Origin of the sequence: Streptomyces sp. NPDC127100, from assembly GCF_042724095.1 — a bacterium.
Lineage (GTDB): Bacteria > Actinomycetota > Actinomycetes > Streptomycetales > Streptomycetaceae > Streptomyces.
On record NZ_JBHXFL010000025.1, the window covers coordinates 69,783 to 86,990 of the forward strand.

Below are 17,208 nucleotides of genomic sequence, written 5' to 3' on the forward strand. Positions count from 1 at the left end.
TGGGGCTCGTGTGTCGGCGTCGGGCGGGCAGCGCGCCCCGGTCGTCAGGCGCCCACGAGCGCGCACTGCCCCACGAGCTCGTCCATGGACACGCCGAGGGCGGCGGCCAGCGCGGCCACCGTGAAGAACGCCGGTGTCGGCGCCCGCCCGGTTTCGATCTTGCGCAGGGTCTCGGCGGAGACGCCCGCCTGCGCGGCGACCTCCGTCATGGTGCGGTCGCCGCGGGCCGAGCGGAGCAGCCGCCCGAGCCGCTCGCCGCGTTCGCGTTCTTCCGGGGTCAGGGGGGTGCGCACCATGCCGTCATTCTAATACCGGCCCGGCGCGAGGGACCCAATTCAAATACCGGTATAGTAATTGGCATGGTGGAACTGAAGACGGACACATCGATCGATGCCATGCACGCGGCCGGCCGGGTCGTCGCCCGCGCCCTGACCGCCGCGCGGGAGGCCGCGGACGTGGGCGTGTCCCTGCTGGAGCTGGACGCCGTGGCCCGAGAGGTGCTGCGGGAGGCCGGCGCGACCTCACCCTTCCTCGGCTACCGGCCCTCCTTCGCGCCGACGCCCTTCCCGGCGGTCGTCTGCGCCTCGGTGAACGACGCGATCGTGCACGGCATCCCGGACGGCTACCGGCTGCGGGACGGCGACCTCGTCTCCCTCGACTGCGGGGCGACGCTGGACGGCTGGGCCGGCGACTCGGCGATCAGCTTCACCGTGGGAACCCCGCGCCCGGCGGACCTGGCCCTGATCGACGCCGCCGAGCGTGCCCTCGCGGCGGCCGTCGGCCAGGCCGTCGTGGGCAACCGCATCGGGGACATCGCGCACGCCGTCGGCTCGGTGTGCCGGGCCGCGGGGTACGGCGTCCCGGACGGATTCGGCGGTCACGGCATCGGCCGGCGCATGCACGAGGACCCGGAGGTCCCCAACGAGGGCCGGCCGGGACGGGGGCTCCCGCTGCGTCACGGCATGGTGCTCGCCATCGAGCCGATGCTGATCGGCAGCGGGCGGGACGAGTGGCACGCCGCCGCGGACGGCTGGACCCTGCGCACGAACGACGGCTCCCGGGCGGCGCACGTGGAACACACGGTGGCGATCACGGACGCGGGGCCGCGCGTCCTGACGTCGCGGGAGGGCCTGTGACGCACGGTTCCTGACGGAGGACGCCGTGCCGGGGAGCGGCCCCCGCCTCGCGACCGGGAAACGGACGCGGGCCACACACCGAGGATCGGGCGCCGGGCGGGGAACGGGCGCGGGCCTCACGCCGGAGAGCGGGCGCACCCCGGGGAACGACCCGCCGCCACGGCCCCGCGCCCCCGGGGACCCGCCCGCGGCGCTCGTCGCGCGGGGCGGCTCCCGGCGCACGCGTCCCCACCTCGGGAAACGGCCCTAGCCGTCACGTGCCCCCCGGCCCGGAACCGGCCCCGTCCCCCTCCGCCGGCCCGGAGGTCCGGACATGCCCGCCGGAACAGAACGTGTCATGTTGGGCATGACCGCGCCCCGGCCGGGTTACCCGGCACCGGCACGTCGATCAGCGATGCAGCGGAGGTCCGTACACGATGAGCAGCGGCTACATGGGACCGGAGGGCGACCCGTTCGCGGAATTCCTGGCGCGTTTCTTCGGCGGGCCCAGGCCGAGGCAGATCGACATCGGGCGGCTGCTCAGCCAGCCCGCCCGGGAGCTGGTGCGCGGCGCCGCCCAGTACGCCGCCGAGCACGGCAGCCGGGACCTGGACACCGAGCACCTGCTGCGGGCCGCGCTCGCCACCGAGCCGACCCGCGGCCTGCTGAGCCGGGCCGGCGCCGACCCCGACGCGCTGGCGTCGCAGATCGACGAGCGGACCGGCCCGGTGCAGCACCCGCCGGGCGAGGTACCGCCGCCCACCTCGCTCTCCCTGACCCCGGCCGTCAAGCGCGCCCTGCTGGACGCGCACGAGCTGGCCCGGTCGACCGGCACCGGGTACATCGGCCCGGAGCACGTGCTCAGCGCCCTGGCCGCCAACCCCGACTCGGCCGCCGGGCACATCCTGAACGCGGCCCGGTTCGCCCCCTCGGGTCTGCCGGCGGAGACGCCGGAGGCGGCCAAGAGCCGCGCGGAGACCCCCCGGTCCACGAACACGCCGACGCTGGACAAGTACGGCCGCGACCTCACCGACCTGGCCCAGCAGGGCCGGATCGACCCGGTGATCGGGCGTGAGGAGGAGATCGAGCAGACCGTCGAGGTGCTCTCCCGCCGCGGCAAGAACAACCCGGTGCTGATCGGTGACGCGGGCGTCGGCAAGACCGCCATCGTCGAGGGCCTCGCCCAGCGCATCACCGACGGCGACGTGCCCGACGTGCTGCTCGGGCGCCGGGTGGTCGCGCTGGACCTGACGGGCGTGGTCGCGGGCACCCGCTACCGGGGCGACTTCGAGGAACGGATGAACAACATCGTGGGCGAGATCCGCGCCCACTCGGAACAGCTGATCATCTTCATCGACGAGCTGCACACGGTCGTCGGCGCCGGTGGCGGCGGCGAGAGCGGCTCGATGGACGCCGGCAACATCCTCAAGCCGGCCCTGGCCCGCGGCGAACTGCACATCGTGGGCGCCACCACCCTGGAGGAGTACCGCCGGATCGAGAAGGACGCGGCCCTCGCCCGCCGCTTCCAGCCGATCCTGGTGCCCGAGCCCACCACCGCGGACGCCATCGAGATCCTGCGCGGCCTGCGCGACCGCTACGAGGCGCACCACCAGGTCCGCTACACCGACGAGGCCCTGGTGGCGGCCGTGGAGATGTCCGACCGCTACCTCACCGACCGGCGGCTGCCGGACAAGGCGATCGACCTGATCGACCAGGCCGGCGCCCGGGTCCGGTTGCAGGCGCGCACCAAGGGCACGGACGTGCGGGCCATGGAGCGCGAGGTCGACCAGCTGGTCCGGGACAAGGACCAGGCCGTCGCGGACGAGCAGTACGAGCAGGCCATGCAGCTGCGCGACCGGATCACCGAGCTGAAGCAGCGGATCACCGAGGCGGACGGCGGCGGCGAGGCCGACGAGGGCCTGAGCCTGGTGGTCGGCACCGAGTCCATCGCCGAGGTGGTGTCCCGGCAGACCGGCATCCCGGTCAGCGCCCTCACCCAGGAGGAGAAGGACCGCCTGCTCGGTCTGGAGTCGCACCTGCACGAACGCGTGGTCGGCCAGGAGGAGGCGGTCCGTGTCGTCTCCGACGCCGTGCTGCGCTCCCGCGCGGGGCTCGCCAGCCCCGGCCGGCCCATCGGCAGCTTCCTCTTCCTCGGCCCGACCGGCGTCGGCAAGACCGAGCTGGCCCGGGCGCTGGCGGAGGCCCTGTTCGGCAGCGAGGACCGCATGGTGCGCCTCGACATGAGCGAGTACCAGGAGCGGCACACCGTCAGCCGCCTGGTCGGCGCCCCGCCCGGCTACGTGGGGCACGAGGAGGCCGGCCAGCTCACCGAGGTGGTGCGCCGGCACCCGTACTCGCTGCTCCTGCTGGACGAGGTGGAGAAGGCGCACCCGGACGTCTTCAACATCCTGCTCCAGGTCCTGGACGACGGCCGGCTGACCGACTCGCAGGGCCGGACGGTGGACTTCACGAACACGGTCGTCGTGATGACCAGCAACCTCGGCTCCGACGTGATCACCCGGCGCGGCGCCGGCATCGGCTTCGGGGCCGGCGGGTCCGAGGCGGACGAGGAGGCCCGGCGCGAGCAGGTGCTGCGTCCGCTGCGCGAGCACTTCCGGCCGGAGTTCCTCAACCGCATCGACGAGATCGTCGTCTTCCGCCAGCTCAGCGGCGAGCAGCTGCGGCAGATCACCAGCCTGCTGCTGGAGCAGACCCGGCGCATGGTGCGGGCGCAGGACATCACCGTCGACTTCACCGACGCGGCCGTGGACTGGCTCGCCGAGCGCGGCTACCAGCCCGAGTACGGTGCCAGGCCGCTGCGGCGCACCATCCAGCGCGAGGTGGACAACCAGCTCTCCCGGCTGCTGCTCGACGGCCGCGTCGAGGAGGGCGGCCGGGTCACGGTCGACGTCGAGGACGGGCGGCTGGCGTTCCGTACGCCGGAGCGGCCCGTCCCCGAGCTGTGACGCGCGCTACCGCGCGGGCCTGACCACCATGGCCGAGCCGCCGCCGCGCCGTACCTTCTCGGCGGCGGCCAGCCACCTGCCGTCCGGCAGCCGCTGCACACCGGTCGCCGCGCCGATCTCCGGGTTGGGCTTGAACGAGTGCCCGAGGGCTTCCAGCTCGGCCCGCAACCCGCTGTCGTACAAACCGGGTTCGAGCTCGGTCTGGGCGGCGTTGCGCTGGCTGGCGCGGGGCGCGGCGATCGCGTCCACCAGCGGCAGTCCGCGGTCGATGAAGCCGGTCAGGGTCTGCAGCACGGTGGTGATGATGGTCGCGCCGCCGGGCGAACCGACCGCCACGACCGGCCGGTGGTGCCGGTCCAGCACGATCGTCGGCGCGATCGACGAGCGGGGCCGCTTGCCGGGGCCGGGCAGGTTCGGGTCGTGGACGGCCGGGTTGGCGGGGGCGAAGGAGAAGTCGGTCAGCTCGTTGTTGAGCAGGAAGCCGCGGCCGGGCACGGTGATGCCGCTGCCGCCGGTCTGCTCGATGGTGAGCGTGTAGGCGACGACGTTGCCCCACTTGTCGGCGACCGTCAGGTGGGTGGTGTTCTCGCCCTCGTACGTCGTCGGCGCCGCCGTGCCCCGGCCCGCGCAGGAGGCCGGGTGGCGGGGGTCGCCGGGGGCGAGCGGGCTGGTGAGCACCGCGTCGTCCCGGATCAGGCACTCCCGCGAGTCGGCGTACCGCTGCGACAGCAGTTCCTTCGCCGGTACGTCCTCGAAGGCCGGGTCGCCGACCCAGCGTCCGCGGTCGGCGAAGGCGATGCGGCTCGCCTCGATGAAGCGGTGCAGGTAGCGCGCCTTGCTCGCCTTCGACAGGTCGGTGCGCTCGAGGATGTTCAGGGCCTCGCCGACCGTGGTGCCGCCGGACGAGGACGGGGCGATGGAGTAGACGTCGAGGCCGCGGTACGTGGTCCTGGTGGGGGCCTGGAGCTTGGCCTCGTAGGCCGCGAGGTCCTTGGCGGACAGGTCGCCGGGGCGGGCGTTCCAGCCGGAGGCCGGGTCCACGGGCGGCTTGTTGACGGTGGCGACGATGTCCTCGCCGAGCTCGCCGTGGTAGACGGCGTCCACGCCTTCCCGGCCCAGTTCCTTGTAGGTGCGGGCCAGGTCGGGGTTCTTGAAGGTGGAGCCCACGACCGGGAGTTCGCCGCCCGGCAGGAACAGCTCGGCGGTGTCCGGGAAGTGCCGGAACCGCTGTTCGTTGGCGGCGGTCTGGGAGCGGAAGGTGTCGTCGACGGTGAAGCCGTCGCGGGCCAGGCGCTCGGCGGGCCGGAGCACCGAGGACAGCTTCCGGCTGCCCCACCGGTCCAGGGCGGTCTGCCAGGTGGCGGGCGTGCCCGGGGTGCCGACGGCGAGGCCGCTGGTGACGGCGTCGGCGAAGGCGAGCGGCTTGCCGTTCTCGGTGAACAGGGTCTCGTCGGCGGTCAGCGGCGCGGTCTCGCGGCCGTCGATGGTGCGCACCGTGCGGGACTTGGCGTCGTAGTAGACGAAGTAGCCGCCCCCGCCGATGCCGGCGGAGTAGGGCTCGGTGACACCGAGCGCGGCGGCGGTGGCGACGGCCGCGTCCACGGCGTTGCCGCCGCCGCGCAGGACCTCGATGCCGGCGGCCGAGGCGTCCTGGTCGACACTGGCGACCGCCCCGCCGTAGCCGACGGCGACCGGCGTCTTCGGGGTGGCGGGTCTGTGCTGCGCGGAGGGTGGCGCCGCCGCCCCCACCGACACCACGGCGGCCGAGACCGCCAGGACCGTCAGATTCCGTGCGACAGGGCGACGCATCCGCACCTCCAGTGAAAGGCCGTTCGGGCAGCTTAAATCATCGTCATGGCCGCGTCAGGGACTCGTGGGGAACACCAGTACCCCGTCGACCGCTAGCATGCGCGCCCATGACCGATGACGTACGCAACATCGTCCTGGGTGTGATCGCGGCCGGCATCAGCGCCGCGCTGGGCTGGCTCGCCCGCACGTATCTCTGGAAGCGGAGACTCCGACGCAAGCAGGCGTTCTTCGGGCTGCCGGAGAACGCCGAGTCGCTGCTCGTCGTCAACCGGGACCCCGCCACCTCCGAGCCGGCCGTCCACCGCTTCGACGTGTTCGCGCTGCTGGAGCTGTCCGCGCTGATCAAGGACTGCGGCGCGCACGTGCAGGTGGTCACCCAGGACACGGTCCATCAGGGCTTCGGCGAGCGCACGGAGTTCTGCGTGGGCGGCCCCGGGTCGAACCGGCGGATGGTGGCCCACATGGCGGCCATGCTGCCCGGGGTGCGGATCAACGTCGACCCGGAACCGGGCCCGGACCGGGCAGCCTTCCAGATCGGCGGCGAGCGCTACCGCATGGACCCGGGTGTCACGGAGTACGTCATGCTCGCCCGGCTCACCGCCGGCGACCGGCACGAGGCCCGCCCGGCGTTCCTCTTCTGCGGCCAGCGCGCGATCACCAACCAGGCCGCCACGCGCTACCTCGCCCGGCACCACGAGCGCCTGGCGCGCAAGCACGGCAGGAACTCCTTCGTCCTGCTGCTGAAGGTCGTCAACTCGCAGGCGTACGGCCCGGACGTCGTCGAGCTCGTCGGGGACGTGACCCGGGCGGCGACGAGCCCGCTGCCGGCGCCGGCACCCTCGCCCCGCACCTCGCACCGGGCCTGAGCCACCGGTTCGGCCGTGTCCCCGCGTCAGGGCTCCGCGACCTCGGCGTACAGCTGCGACAGCTCGGGGACGCCGTCCGCCGCCCAGGCGCAGCCGGACGCCACCACGTCGAACTCGCGGCCCGAGCCGAGCCGGACGACCGGCTGCCCGTCCGCCCGGATGGCCCAGGCGGCACCGGGCACCGTGCGCACGATCACGGTCCCGAGGTACAGACCGGCGTCGTTGCCCAGCCAGACCATGATCTCCTCGTCGGCGCGCCAGCGCGGGAGCATCTGGTCGAGCCGGGCCAGCGAGGCTTCTGAGTCGTCCAGCCCGATCCCCTCCCGCAACGCCTGCGAGCGGAGCAGATCACAGTCGGCGAGCAGCTCGGCGATGCCGGCCGGGTCGTGGACCGGGGCGGGTTCGCGCCGCTTGCCCAGGAAGGGGATGCGCATCCCCCCAGACTGACATTCGTACCGCCGTGCGCACCACAGGGCACGCGGGCCGGACGAGGTGCGGAGCCTGCTACACGTCCAGGTCGACGACGACCGGCGCGTGGTCCGAGGCGCCCTTGCCCTTGCGCTCCTCGCGGTCGACGTAGGAGTCGGTGACGGCCTTGGCGAACGGCTCGTTGCCGTAGACCAGGTCGATGCGCATGCCGCGGTTCTTGGGGAAGCAGAGCTGGCGGTAGTCCCAGTAGGTGTAGGGGTGGTCGTACTTCAGCGGGCGCGGCACCACGTCGGTCAGGCCGACCTCGCGCAGGGAGGCGAGGGCGGCGCGCTCGGAGGGGGTGACGTGGGTGGAGCCCTCGAAGGCGGCGCGGTCGTAGACGTCGTCGTCGGTCGGTGCCACGTTGTAGTCGCCCATCACGGCGAACGGCCGGGCGCCGGCCGCGTCGCCCTCGACGGCCGCGCGCAGCGCCTCGAACCACTGGAGCTTGTAGGCGTAGTGGGCGTGCTCCACCTCGCGGCCGTTCGGCACGTAGACCGACCAGACGCGGACCGGGCCGCAGGTGGCCGAGATCGCGCGGGGCTCCTGCACGCCCTCGTAGCCCGGGTCGCCGGGCAGGCCCTTGACGACGTCCGTCAGACCCACCCGGGAGAGCACCGCCACGCCGTTCCACCGACCGGTGGCGTGCACGGCGGCCTCGTAGCCCTTCTCGCGCAGCGCGTCGAACGGGAACTGCTCCTCGGCGACCTTGGCCTCCTGGAGGCACAGCACGTCGGTGCCGCTGCTCTCCAGCCAGGCCAGCAGCCTCGGCAGGCGGGCGGTGATCGAGTTCACGTTCCAGGTGGCGATGCGCATGGCTCCCAACCTACCGGGCGGGACCGACAACCCGGTCCCGGCCGGTGCCGGGCGTCCGGCCGCTCACAGCGGCACCGACTCCCCCGGGGTCAGCCGCAGGTGCTCGGAGCCGCCGAGCTGCCCGATCTGGCGGTCGTAGATGGGGCGGGCGAGGTCGGTGAGGAGGGCGTCGTGGATGTCGTAGGCGCGCCGCGGCCTCACCTCCCGGACGTAGTCGATGACCTCGGAGATCTTGTTCCAGGGGGCCATGACGGGCAGCATCAGCGTCTCGACGGGGTGGCCGGGGACGGTGAGGGCGTCGCCGGGGTGGAAGACCGCGCCCCCGTCGACGAGGAACCCGATGTTGGTGACGCGCGGGATGTCCGGGTGGATCACCGCGTGCAGCTCGCCGTGGACCTGGACGTCGAAGCCGGCGGCGGTGAAGGTGTCGCCGTGGCCGACGGTGTGCACGCGGCCCGGGAACGCCGCGGAGATCCTCTCCGCGACGGACTTCAGGGTCCAGATACCGGCGGCCGGGTTGCTCTCCATCGCGGCGCGCAGCCGCGCCTCGTCGAAGTGGTCGGGGTGCTCGTGGGTGACGAGGAGGGCGTCCGCGCCGAGGGCGGCGTCCTCCTCGCTGAATCCGCCGGGGTCGAGGACGAGCGTCCGCCCGTCCTTCTCGAGGCGGACGCAGGAGTGCGACTTCTTGGTGAACCTCATGTCCCCATCCTGCCGCCGCGCCTCACGGTCGCGCGAACGGCCCCGGGCCCGCTCACTCCGGCGGCGTGGTCTCCTCCCGGACGACCCGCTGCGCCACCCGGAAGGCGCTGTTCGCGGCCGGCAGGCCGCAGTAGACGGCGGCCTGGAGCAGCACTTCGGCGATCTCGCCCGGGGTGAGGCCGTTGCGCAGGGCGGCCCGGACGTGGAAGGCGAGTTCGTCCAGGTGACCGCCGGCGACCAGGGCGGTGAGGGTGACGCAGCTGCGGGTGCGGCGGTCCAGTCCGGGCCGGTCCCAGACCTCGCCCCAGGCGTACCGGGTGAGGAGCTCCTGGAAGTCCCCGGAGAACTCGTCCGCCTGTGCCAGTTCCTGGTCGACGTGCGCGTCGCCGAGGACCTCGCGGCGGACCTTGAGCCCCGCGTCGTACGGGTCCGGCCGCCCTTGCGCGTGCGTCTGCGGCGGTACGAGGGCCGGGGCGATCTCGGCGACGGGCACGGTCCTCGGCGGCACGGGCGCGGCCTGCGGCGGCACCGGGACGGCCTGCGGCGGCACGGGCACGGCCTGTGCCGGTACGGGGGCGGCCTGCACCGGTACGGGAGCGGCGGCCAGCGCGGGCTGGACGGGGGCCGCGGAGCCGGCGGGCGCGGCGTGGGCGGCGGCGTGGACGGCGGGCGGGACGGGGATCTGGCCCGTGGAGGCGTCGTGGGCGGCCTGCCAGGCGGTGGCGAAGTGCCGCACCAGCAGGTCGGTGACGGCCGCGGGCTGCTCGACCGGGACCAGGTGGGAGGCGCCGGGGACGACGGCGAGGCGGGCGTCGGGGATGCCGGCGACCAGGGTGCGGGCCTCGGCGGGGCCGGTGACCTGGTCGTCGGAGCCGACGAGGACCAGGGTCGGCACGCCGACGTGCCCGAGTTCGCCCCGCACGTCGAACGCGGCGAGCGCCTCGCACGCGGCGATGTAGCAGCCGGGGTCGGTGGTCCGCACCATCTGCACGGCCCACTCGGTGATCGCGGGCTGGGCCGCGGCGAACCCTCCGGTGAACCATCTCTCGGGAGCGCTGCGGGCGATCGGGTCCAGCCCGTTCGTCCGGACGATCACGCCGCGCTGCCGGAACTCGTCGGCCGTGCCGAAGCGCGGCGAGGCGGCGATCAGCGCGAGGGAGGCCAGGCGCTCGGGATGCCGCAGGGCCAGCTCGATGCCGACGGCGCCGCCGAACGCGCAGCCCGCGTAGCCGAAGCGCTGCACACCGAGTCCGTCGAGGGTGGCCAGCAGGCGCGCGGTGAGGTCGGCGACGGAGCCCGCCGCGTGGGCCGGGGCACCCCCGTGTCCGGGCAGATCGAAACGGAAGACCCGCCACTGCTGCGCCAGCTCGGGAACCTGCCGGTCCCACATGTGCCAGGTGGTGCCCAGCGAGGGCCCCAGGATCAGGACAGGTGCGTCTTCTGGCCCGTCGAAACGGTATTGCAGGGTGTTCGGTGGTGTCTCGCTCACCCGTCAGACCCTCTCATCCCTCACGAGATCTCACACGGCCGGTCCCAACCTAACGGCTCCCGTCCCTCCCGCTCCAACGGGCGGCGCCGCCGGAACTCCCGGCGGCCCGGGAGCGGCCCCTCGTCGCCCGGTCCGGAGCGCGGCCGGCGACGAGGGCACGGCCGCGGGTGTCACTCGGACGGGGGCCGGTCGCCGTCGCCCGGCGCCTTGACCGCCTCGACGGACTCGAGGTCCGTGGCGCGTTCCGGCTCGGGCTCCGCACCGCCGTCCCGGGCGCCGCCGGCCAGGAGGCCGAGTGCGGCGCCGACCGCCACGAGGCCCGCGGCGACGACGAGGATCCGGTGGTCGACGAAGGCGAGCAGGCCGGAACCCACCGCCAGGGTGATGGCGTTGGGCGCGAGGAGCAGCGTGTTGGCGGTGGCCGCCACCCGTCCCAGGAGCTCGCTCGGGGTCTCGCGCTGGACGGCGGTCATGGCGGCGATGAGCACGCACGGCAGGCCCGCGCCGATCATGACGCTCGCGGCCAGGACCACGGGCGTGGAGGACACCGCACGCAGTGCGACGCCGAGTGCGAACAGGGCGATGCCGGCGGCGGTGAAGACGCGTTCGGGGATGCGGCGCAGCAGGGTGCCGGTGACCATGCCGCTCAGGACGGAGCCCGCGCCCTGCACGGCGTAGAGCACGCCGGCGAAGGCGGGCTCGCGGTGCAGACCGGAATCCACCACGGCGTACACCGAGGCACCGTTGATGCCGGCCATGCCCATGGTGACGGCGCCGGCCAGGACCAGGCGCCACAGGACGGGGTGCCGGCGCAGGAAGCGGACGCCCTCGGAGATCTGGGCGCTCCACGGCTGCTCCCGCGAGCGCGTGGGCCGGGGTTCGCGGACCCGCATCAGGGTGAACGTGAGGGCCGCCAGGGCGAACGTCACCGCGTCGAGCAGGGCCACGGCCGGACCGCCGAACTGGACGAACAGGCCCGCGCCCAGCAGCGGGGCGAGGAGCTTCATGCCCTCGTTGGCCGTCAGGCGCAGGCCGTTGAAGTCGCCGCGTAACTCCTCGGGCACCGCGGAAGCGACCATCGCGGCCTCGGCGGCGTCCATCAGCACGGTACTGACGCCGTACACGATCAGGACGGTGAACAGGATCCACACCCGGTCCTCGGAGTCGACCACGACGAGGGCGGGCAGCAGGGCGGCCATGGCCAGGTGCGACCAGATCAGCAGCGGCCGCCTGCGGAACCTGTCGGCGATCGTGCCGATGACCGGGCCGAACAGCATCGGGGCCCACACGCAGAACGTCGTCAGGGCGGCCAGACTGTCCGACCCCGTCAGCGCCTTGGCCCATACGCCGGCCGCGAGGGCCATCGCCGAGCTGCCGAAGCTCGAGATCACCACGCCACTGAAGTAGAACGCGACGTTGCGGTCGCGCAGCACGCGACCTGGACCCCAACTCATGTGTTCCCCTTGCTCGTTGTGCGGGTGCAAGCGCCAACACACGCCCTGTGCGAGGCGGTTCGTGCGGCGGGCGGCACCCCGGATGCGCGCAAGGATACGGATCACACCGTGCGCACAGGAGTGTGCCGGTGGACGGTTTCGGTCAGGTGTCTCCACCGTGCGGGCGCGTCCCCGGCGGCGAGCGGCACACGCGGCCGCCCGCTCAGCCGCGCGGCGCCAGATGGCGGCCGAAGCGGCGGGCGTGCTCCGCCAGATCCTCCTCGACCCGCCCGGGCACGGGCTGGTCGGCCGACGTCAGCCGGGCCAGCACCAGCACCGGCGCCGTGCACCCCGCGACCGCGGCGCGCACCAGGCCGGCGAACCGCGCCGCGTCGTCGGTCCCGACCGCCCGGGCGTAGCCGCACGCCATGGCCCAGGCGCGCAGATCGGCACGCCGGGACGGCACGGCCTGTCCGCCGGTGGAGGCGTAGCACCCGTCGTCCAGGACGATGTGCGCCAACGGAAGGTCGGGCAGCGCGCCCGCGGTCGCCAGGCCGACCGGATTCATCAGCACGCTGCCGTCCCCGTCGACCACGACGGTCGTACGGCGGGTCCGGCGCGCGATGCCGATGCCGATGGACGAGGCCAGGCCCATGGAGCCCGTCATGTAGAAGTGACTGGGCCGGTCGTCGAGATGCCGTGCGATGCGGCAGGCGTACCCGGTGGTGTAGACGATCGGCTCCGTCGTGGTCGCCGCCAGTACGGCGGCGACGGCCTCGGTCTTGTTCATGCCCGCCACCCGAAGGCCGGCGGGGGGACGAGAAGGGCCGCTGCCCGGCGTTCGACGTGCACGACGTGCCGCAGCCGGCCCAGTTCGACCGGGTCGGTCAGCGTCGAGCACTCGATGCCGAGCGAGGCCAGCAGCGGTTCGGTGAGGCGTCCCATCGCGGTGTTCTCCGGGGTCGGGTCGGGGTCCACCCCGCGCAGGCTCACGACCAGCAGCATGGGAATCCCGTACGGGACGACGAGCGAGGCCAGGGCGTTGACCGACTGCCCCAGCCCGGAGTTCTGCATCAGCACCACCGGGGAGGCCCCGGCCAGCGCGGCCCCCGCCGCCACCCCGACGGCGTTGTCCTCGCGCGCCACGGTGAGCAGCCCCGGCCGTTCCTCCAGAGCCCGGTAGAGGGGGGCGAGGATGCCGCACGGTGTGCCGTGGAACGGCCCGAAGTCGGTGGCCAGATCGTGCGCCAGCCGCCGCGCGAGCGATCCCGTCGCGGTCGCGGCCGTCATCCGTCCACCTCGATCATGTGCTCGTAAAGCCGGTTGCTCAGGTCCATGACGAGACCCTCGGGCCACCGGCGGAAGTAGAAGTGGTCACCGGGGAAGACGCGGGAGGTGAACGGGCCGGTGGTGCGGGCCCGCCACGCCTCCAGGGACTCCCCGTCCAGATCGACGTCCTCCTTGGATCCGTAGGCGACGACGGGGCAGGACAACGGTTCGGCCTGACGGTGCGTGTAGTGGTCGCTCATGATCAGATCCGCGCGGATGACCGGCTCGACCAGGTGCCACAGCTCCGGGTCGGCGAGCACCTCGGGATCCGTGCCGCCCATGGCCTCGAGCGCCGCGCGCAGCGTCCCGTCGTCCATCCGCGAGTACTGCCGGCCCGTGACCAGCCGGTCCGGCGGCCGGCTGCCGGAGACGAACAGGCAGTGCGGGGAAAGGCCGAACCGGGCCCGCAGGTGCTGGGCGAGTTCGTAGGCCAGGATCGCGCCCATGCTGTGCCCGAACAGGGCGAACGGCCCGTTGAGGTGGGGGCCGAGTTCGTCGGCGATCTCCCCCGCGAGGGCGCGCAGATCGCCGGGCACCGGATCGGCGGCCCGGCTCTCGCGCCCGGGCAGCCGCAGCGTCTGCGCGTCCACGGCCTGCGGCAGCAGATGCTGCCAGCTGTCGTACGACCGGCTTCCGCCGCCCGCGTACGGCAGGCACAGCAAGGGTCTGCGGCGGGCACCGGAGCGGGGCGCGCGGGGAAGCAGGGAGAGAGTGCGCGGTGGTGTCATGGGAATGCCTTTCGGGCTCAGGGGAAGCGGAGCACGTCCCCGGCGTCGCGTTCGACGGCACGTCGGTAGATCTCCGCGCAGGCCACCACGTCCTCGATCGGCAGGCCCAGCGACTTGAAGACGGTCAGTTCGTCGCCGATCCGTCCCGCGGCCCCCGCGAGCACTTCGCCGAGCTCGCCCTGGACGGCCTTCTCGTCGATGACGCCCTCCTGGATGGGGATCATCAGGTCACCGGCCTCGGCCAGCGCGGCCTGCCGGCTGTCGACGAAGATCCGGGCGCGGGTGACGAGTTCGGAGGGCAGCTCGCGGCAGGTCGGCCCGAACGCCCCGACGGCGTTGATGTGGACGCCCTCGCCGGAGACGTCGGCGTCGGCCAGCACCGGTGCGCACGCGGAGGTGACGGTGCAGATCACCTCGGCGCCCTCGGTCGCGGCGGAGGCGGAGTCCACCACCTCGGTGGGCAGTCCCGTGCCGCGCGCCCAGTCGACCAGCTCACGCGCGCGCCCGGCGGTACGGCTGTAGAGGCGCACCCGCTTCCACGGCCGCACCTCGGCCAGGGCCTGCAGATGTCCGCGGGCCTGCACGCCGGCGCCGATCACGCCGAGCGTCGTGGCGTCCTCCCGGGCCAGCCGGTCGGTGGCCAGGGCGGTCACGGCCGCGGTCCGGATCTCGGTGACCGAGATGCCGTCGATCAGTGCCAGCGGCTCACCGTGCACGGCGTCCACCAGGATGACCAGGCCCTGGACGTTGGCGAGGCCCTTCTCGGCCGCCCGGGGGAACATGCTGAGCAGCTTCAGTCCGAGGGTGTCCCCGGACGCGGCGGGCATCAGCAGCGCCATGCCCCCGTGGCCGGGCGGCTCGATGGTGATCCGCGGGTGCTGGTAGGCCGAGCCGTCGCTGAACGCGGTCAACGCGCGCTCCATGGCGGGCAGCGCGTCGGCGCCCGAGTAGAGCGACCGGACGGTCTCGCCGTTGATGACACGCAACATTGCCGTGGGTCCTTTCGCGGAGCGGGGGGAGCGGAGGGTGGGGTTCGGGGCAGGGGCCCGGAACGGGAGCCTCAGAAGGCGAAGCGGGAGAGGTCGTAGCCGGTGCGTCCGTCGAGCGCGAGCTCCACGCAGGCCCGGCCCAGCAGCGGGATGTACTTGAAGCCCCAGCCGGCGCCGTGCACGACCAGGCGCCGGGCGCCGGGAACGGTGTCGGGCGCGTGGCCGAAATAGAACTGGCGGGCCGGGTCCTTCGGCAGGGCGATCAGACAGGTGTCCGGGTGCAGTGGAGTCGGGTCGAGCGCCGGCATGTGCTCGGCGACCCAGTCCGCGGTGCGCTTCACGTGACCGGGATCGGCCGTGCGGCCGGCCGCGTACGCGTCCTCGAACGCGTCGACCTCGAAGTCGGGCGCCACCCTGACCAGGTCGCCCGTCGCCCACGGCAGCCGGCCGAAGCCGTAGAAGAGGTTGGTGTCCTCCTCGGTGGGCCGCTGGAAGGCGAACCAGGTCGGGTAGTCGAAGTCCGGGTCGACGCTGCGGAAGTACGCCGTGGACATCTCGTACAGCTCGACGTCGAAGTGCATGCCGAGCGGTCGCAGCAGGGGCGCGGAGAAGGCGCCGGCGGCGACGATCACGTGGTCGGCGCGGTAGACGCCGTGCTCACCGCGCACGGTGACGCCGTCGTCGTCGGGGGCGAGTTCCAGGACCGGCTCCCGGTCCCGGACGTGGGCGCCGGCCGCGCGTGCCTGCTCGTACAGCAGCCACAGGGTGGCCCGCACGTCGACCATGCCGCCGTCCGGCTGGAAGAACCCCTCGTAGTGCCCCGGCAGCCGGGCGAACCGGTAGCGCCGCTCGATCTCCTTGGCCGTCAGCCACTCGTACGGCACGCCGATCCGCTCGAGGACCTCCACGGCCGCCTTCACCTGTCCCTCGTTGGTGGAGGTGGCCGTGTCGCCGAACCACAGGCTGCCGGTGCGGTGCACCAGCCGGCGTCCGCCGGCCTGCTCCAGCCGCGTCCACAGCGGGAGGGTCTCCAGGGTGAGCCGCGCCAGGTCCTCCTGCGCGTACTGCAGCCGCCACTGCCGTTCGGCGCCGCCGGAGCTGCCGTGCTCGTGCAGGATGTCGTACTGCTCCAGGACCAGCACCGTGTGCCCCCGGCGGGCACCGGCCTCGGCCGCGGCGAGCCCGACCGGGCCGCCGCCGACGACCACGATGTCGTAGTGGACGGGTGTGGATGCTGCCATGGCATGTCCCTTCGTCGGTCCTCGGTGTGTCACCTGCGGGTGACCTTGGTGAGGGCGCAGCCGAGCGCGGTCGCCAGCAACTCGACCTGGGTGTCGGACAGCCCGGGGTGGCAGGGCAGGTTCATGTGCTCCAGGAACCAGGACCGTTCGGCCGCCGGGCACTCGCCGTAGCCGTGTCCTCGGGCCCGCCACTCCGGTAACAGGTGCAGCGGGAAGTACCGCAGATACGTTTCGACGCCCTGGGCGGCGAGGCAGCGGACCAGCTCGTCCCGGTCGACGCGCGCGGGATCGACCGAGAAGGTGAACAGGTGGAAGGCGTGCTCGACGCCGGCCGGCACGGCCGGGACGCGCACCGGGTCGGACTCGGCCAGCTCCGCCGTCAACCGCGCGGCGACGGCCTGCCGGCGCGCGACCAGCCCGGGCAGTTTCCCCAGCTGCACGAGGCCCACGGCCGCGGCGGCCTCGCTCAGGGTCGCGTTGGTGCCGGCGCGCCGGAAACGCAGGCAGTCGTGCGTGTACGCCTCGCCCGGGTAGAGCGCGCCGGGCGGCGGACCGCTCCTCCCGGCGAATCCTCCGTGCCGGGGCGTCAGCACCATGTCGGCCTCGTTGCCCCGCACGCGCCTCAACCGCTCGGCCCAGTCGTCCCGGTCGGTGGTGATCATCCCGCCCTCGCCGAGGGTGGTGATGTTCTTGCTGGAGTGGAAGCTGAAGCAGCCGAGGTGGCCGATGCCGCCGGGTCTGCGGCCGTGCAGGACGCTGCCCAGCGCGTGGGCGGCGTCCTCCACGACGACCAGGTCGTGCTCGCGCGCCACGTTCATCAGCGTGTCCATGTCGGCGGGCAGACCGCCGTAGTGCACCAGGACGATCGCCCGGGTGCGGGGCGTGACCAGCTCGGCGACGCGCTGCGGGTCGATGTTCGCCGTCGCCGGGTCGATGTCGGCGAACCGGACCCGCACGTCGCGGTCGAGCAGCGGCTGGACGGTGGCCTGGTAGGTCTGCGGGGTGGTGATCACCTCGTCGCCCGGCATCAGGTCCAGCAGGTGGATCGCCAGCTCCAGGGCGACCGTGCCGCTGGTCACCGACAGCGCGTGCCGCACTCCGATGTGCTCGGCGAACGCCGCCTCGAACCGCTCCCGGACCAGCCCCTGGGACAGGGTGGACTCCGAGAGCATCACCTCGCGCACGGCCGCGACGTCGCTCTCGTCCAGCCTGCTTCCGACGGGTGAGTACGGTACTGCGTAGCGTTGCGGCATCGCCGCG

16 protein-coding genes are annotated in these 17,208 nt (G+C 73.5%); 3 read left to right on the forward strand and 13 right to left on the reverse strand.

The window, feature by feature from the left end; genetic code table 11:
* Positions 1-44: 44 nt before the first annotated feature.
* On the reverse strand, positions 45-296 hold the full coding sequence (locus ACFWJB_RS22185) for a helix-turn-helix transcriptional regulator (protein ID WP_350723057.1): 252 nt from the start codon (positions 294-296) through the stop codon (positions 45-47).
* 63 nt (positions 297-359) lie between these two features.
* On the opposite strand from ACFWJB_RS22185, the gene map reads away from it, so the two are divergent.
* Together map and ACFWJB_RS22195 are read left to right on the forward strand one after the other, a co-directional pair.
* Positions 360-1,136, forward strand: coding sequence for a type I methionyl aminopeptidase (gene map, locus ACFWJB_RS22190; protein WP_385458768.1), 777 nt, complete (start codon positions 360-362; stop codon positions 1,134-1,136).
* A 416-nt stretch (positions 1,137-1,552) separates the two neighbouring features.
* Entirely contained in the window at positions 1,553-4,081 is a 2,529-nt protein-coding gene (locus ACFWJB_RS22195; protein ID WP_385458770.1) for an ATP-dependent Clp protease ATP-binding subunit, read from the forward strand.
* 6 nt (positions 4,082-4,087) lie between these two features.
* Here the strand turns inward: ACFWJB_RS22195 and ggt are convergent, their stop codons facing one another.
* Positions 4,088-5,890, reverse strand: coding sequence for a gamma-glutamyltransferase (gene ggt / locus ACFWJB_RS22200; RefSeq protein WP_385458772.1), 1,803 nt, complete (start codon positions 5,888-5,890; stop codon positions 4,088-4,090).
* Between the two features lie 107 nt (positions 5,891-5,997).
* On the opposite strand from ggt, the gene ACFWJB_RS22205 reads away from it, so the two are divergent.
* Positions 5,998-6,756, forward strand: coding sequence for a hypothetical protein (locus ACFWJB_RS22205; RefSeq protein WP_385458774.1), 759 nt, complete (start codon positions 5,998-6,000; stop codon positions 6,754-6,756).
* Positions 6,757-6,782: 26 nt separating this feature from the next.
* Here ACFWJB_RS22205 and ACFWJB_RS22210 read toward each other — a convergent pair whose 3' ends face one another.
* From ACFWJB_RS22210 to ACFWJB_RS22260, 11 genes are all read right to left on the reverse strand, one after another.
* A complete protein-coding gene (locus ACFWJB_RS22210; RefSeq protein WP_386924225.1) occupies positions 6,783-7,190 on the reverse strand; it encodes a DUF6278 family protein in 408 nt (135 codons plus the stop codon).
* A gap of 70 nt (positions 7,191-7,260) precedes the next feature.
* Positions 7,261-8,040: an exodeoxyribonuclease III gene (locus tag ACFWJB_RS22215; RefSeq protein ID WP_386924227.1), complete on the reverse strand. Its 780-nt coding sequence runs from the start codon at positions 8,038-8,040 to the stop codon at positions 7,261-7,263.
* Between the two features lie 63 nt (positions 8,041-8,103).
* Positions 8,104-8,739 carry an MBL fold metallo-hydrolase gene (locus tag ACFWJB_RS22220; protein WP_385458780.1) on the reverse strand — a complete coding sequence of 212 codons (636 nt, stop codon included), beginning with the start codon at positions 8,737-8,739 and terminating at the stop codon, positions 8,104-8,106.
* 52 nt (positions 8,740-8,791) lie between these two features.
* Positions 8,792-10,228: an alpha/beta fold hydrolase gene (locus tag ACFWJB_RS22225; RefSeq protein WP_386924229.1), complete on the reverse strand. Its 1,437-nt coding sequence runs from the start codon at positions 10,226-10,228 to the stop codon at positions 8,792-8,794.
* A gap of 170 nt (positions 10,229-10,398) precedes the next feature.
* Positions 10,399-11,682, reverse strand: coding sequence for an MFS transporter (locus tag ACFWJB_RS22230; RefSeq protein ID WP_385459817.1), 1,284 nt, complete (start codon positions 11,680-11,682; stop codon positions 10,399-10,401).
* A 202-nt stretch (positions 11,683-11,884) separates the two neighbouring features.
* Positions 11,885-12,451, reverse strand: coding sequence for a thiamine pyrophosphate-dependent enzyme (locus ACFWJB_RS22235; RefSeq protein WP_386924231.1), 567 nt, complete (start codon positions 12,449-12,451; stop codon positions 11,885-11,887).
* Entirely contained in the window at positions 12,448-12,951 is a 504-nt protein-coding gene (locus tag ACFWJB_RS22240) for a hypothetical protein (protein WP_386924233.1), read from the reverse strand. Before ACFWJB_RS22240 ends, ACFWJB_RS22235 begins: the two co-directional genes overlap by 4 nt.
* Positions 12,948-13,718 (reverse strand): thioesterase II family protein, encoded by a 771-nt coding sequence (locus tag ACFWJB_RS22245; protein ID WP_386924235.1) that lies wholly within the window; start codon positions 13,716-13,718, stop codon positions 12,948-12,950. Before ACFWJB_RS22245 ends, ACFWJB_RS22240 begins: the two co-directional genes overlap by 4 nt.
* Before the next feature lie 17 nt (positions 13,719-13,735).
* Positions 13,736-14,707: an ornithine cyclodeaminase family protein gene (locus ACFWJB_RS22250; RefSeq protein WP_386924237.1), complete on the reverse strand. Its 972-nt coding sequence runs from the start codon at positions 14,705-14,707 to the stop codon at positions 13,736-13,738.
* Between the two features lie 71 nt (positions 14,708-14,778).
* Complete coding sequence (locus ACFWJB_RS22255) at positions 14,779-15,948, reverse strand: FAD-dependent oxidoreductase (RefSeq protein ID WP_385459807.1); 1,170 nt, start codon at positions 15,946-15,948, stop codon at positions 14,779-14,781.
* Positions 15,949-15,977: 29 nt separating this feature from the next.
* Positions 15,978-17,201 (reverse strand): DegT/DnrJ/EryC1/StrS family aminotransferase, encoded by a 1,224-nt coding sequence (locus ACFWJB_RS22260; RefSeq protein ID WP_385459805.1) that lies wholly within the window; start codon positions 17,199-17,201, stop codon positions 15,978-15,980.
* Positions 17,202-17,208: the final 7 nt, after the last annotated feature.

Coding starts and splice junctions, on each gene's coding strand:
- ACFWJB_RS22185 (WP_350723057.1), bottom strand. CDS start 296: ATGGTGCGCACCCCCCTGACCCCGGAAGAACGCGAACGCGGCGAGCGG.
- map (WP_385458768.1), top strand. CDS start 360: ATGGTGGAACTGAAGACGGACACATCGATCGATGCCATGCACGCGGCC.
- ACFWJB_RS22195 (WP_385458770.1), top strand. CDS start 1,553: ATGAGCAGCGGCTACATGGGACCGGAGGGCGACCCGTTCGCGGAATTC.
- ggt (WP_385458772.1), bottom strand. CDS start 5,890: ATGCGTCGCCCTGTCGCACGGAATCTGACGGTCCTGGCGGTCTCGGCC.
- ACFWJB_RS22205 (WP_385458774.1), top strand. CDS start 5,998: ATGACCGATGACGTACGCAACATCGTCCTGGGTGTGATCGCGGCCGGC.
- ACFWJB_RS22210 (WP_386924225.1), bottom strand. CDS start 7,190: ATGCGCATCCCCTTCCTGGGCAAGCGGCGCGAACCCGCCCCGGTCCAC.
- ACFWJB_RS22215 (WP_386924227.1), bottom strand. CDS start 8,040: ATGCGCATCGCCACCTGGAACGTGAACTCGATCACCGCCCGCCTGCCG.
- ACFWJB_RS22220 (WP_385458780.1), bottom strand. CDS start 8,739: ATGAGGTTCACCAAGAAGTCGCACTCCTGCGTCCGCCTCGAGAAGGAC.
- ACFWJB_RS22230 (WP_385459817.1), bottom strand. CDS start 11,682: ATGAGTTGGGGTCCAGGTCGCGTGCTGCGCGACCGCAACGTCGCGTTC.
- ACFWJB_RS22235 (WP_386924231.1), bottom strand. CDS start 12,451: ATGAACAAGACCGAGGCCGTCGCCGCCGTACTGGCGGCGACCACGACG.
- ACFWJB_RS22240 (WP_386924233.1), bottom strand. CDS start 12,951: ATGACGGCCGCGACCGCGACGGGATCGCTCGCGCGGCGGCTGGCGCAC.
- ACFWJB_RS22245 (WP_386924235.1), bottom strand. CDS start 13,718: ATGACACCACCGCGCACTCTCTCCCTGCTTCCCCGCGCGCCCCGCTCC.
- ACFWJB_RS22250 (WP_386924237.1), bottom strand. CDS start 14,707: ATGTTGCGTGTCATCAACGGCGAGACCGTCCGGTCGCTCTACTCGGGC.
- ACFWJB_RS22255 (WP_385459807.1), bottom strand. CDS start 15,948: ATGGCAGCATCCACACCCGTCCACTACGACATCGTGGTCGTCGGCGGC.
- ACFWJB_RS22260 (WP_385459805.1), bottom strand. CDS start 17,201: ATGCCGCAACGCTACGCAGTACCGTACTCACCCGTCGGAAGCAGGCTG.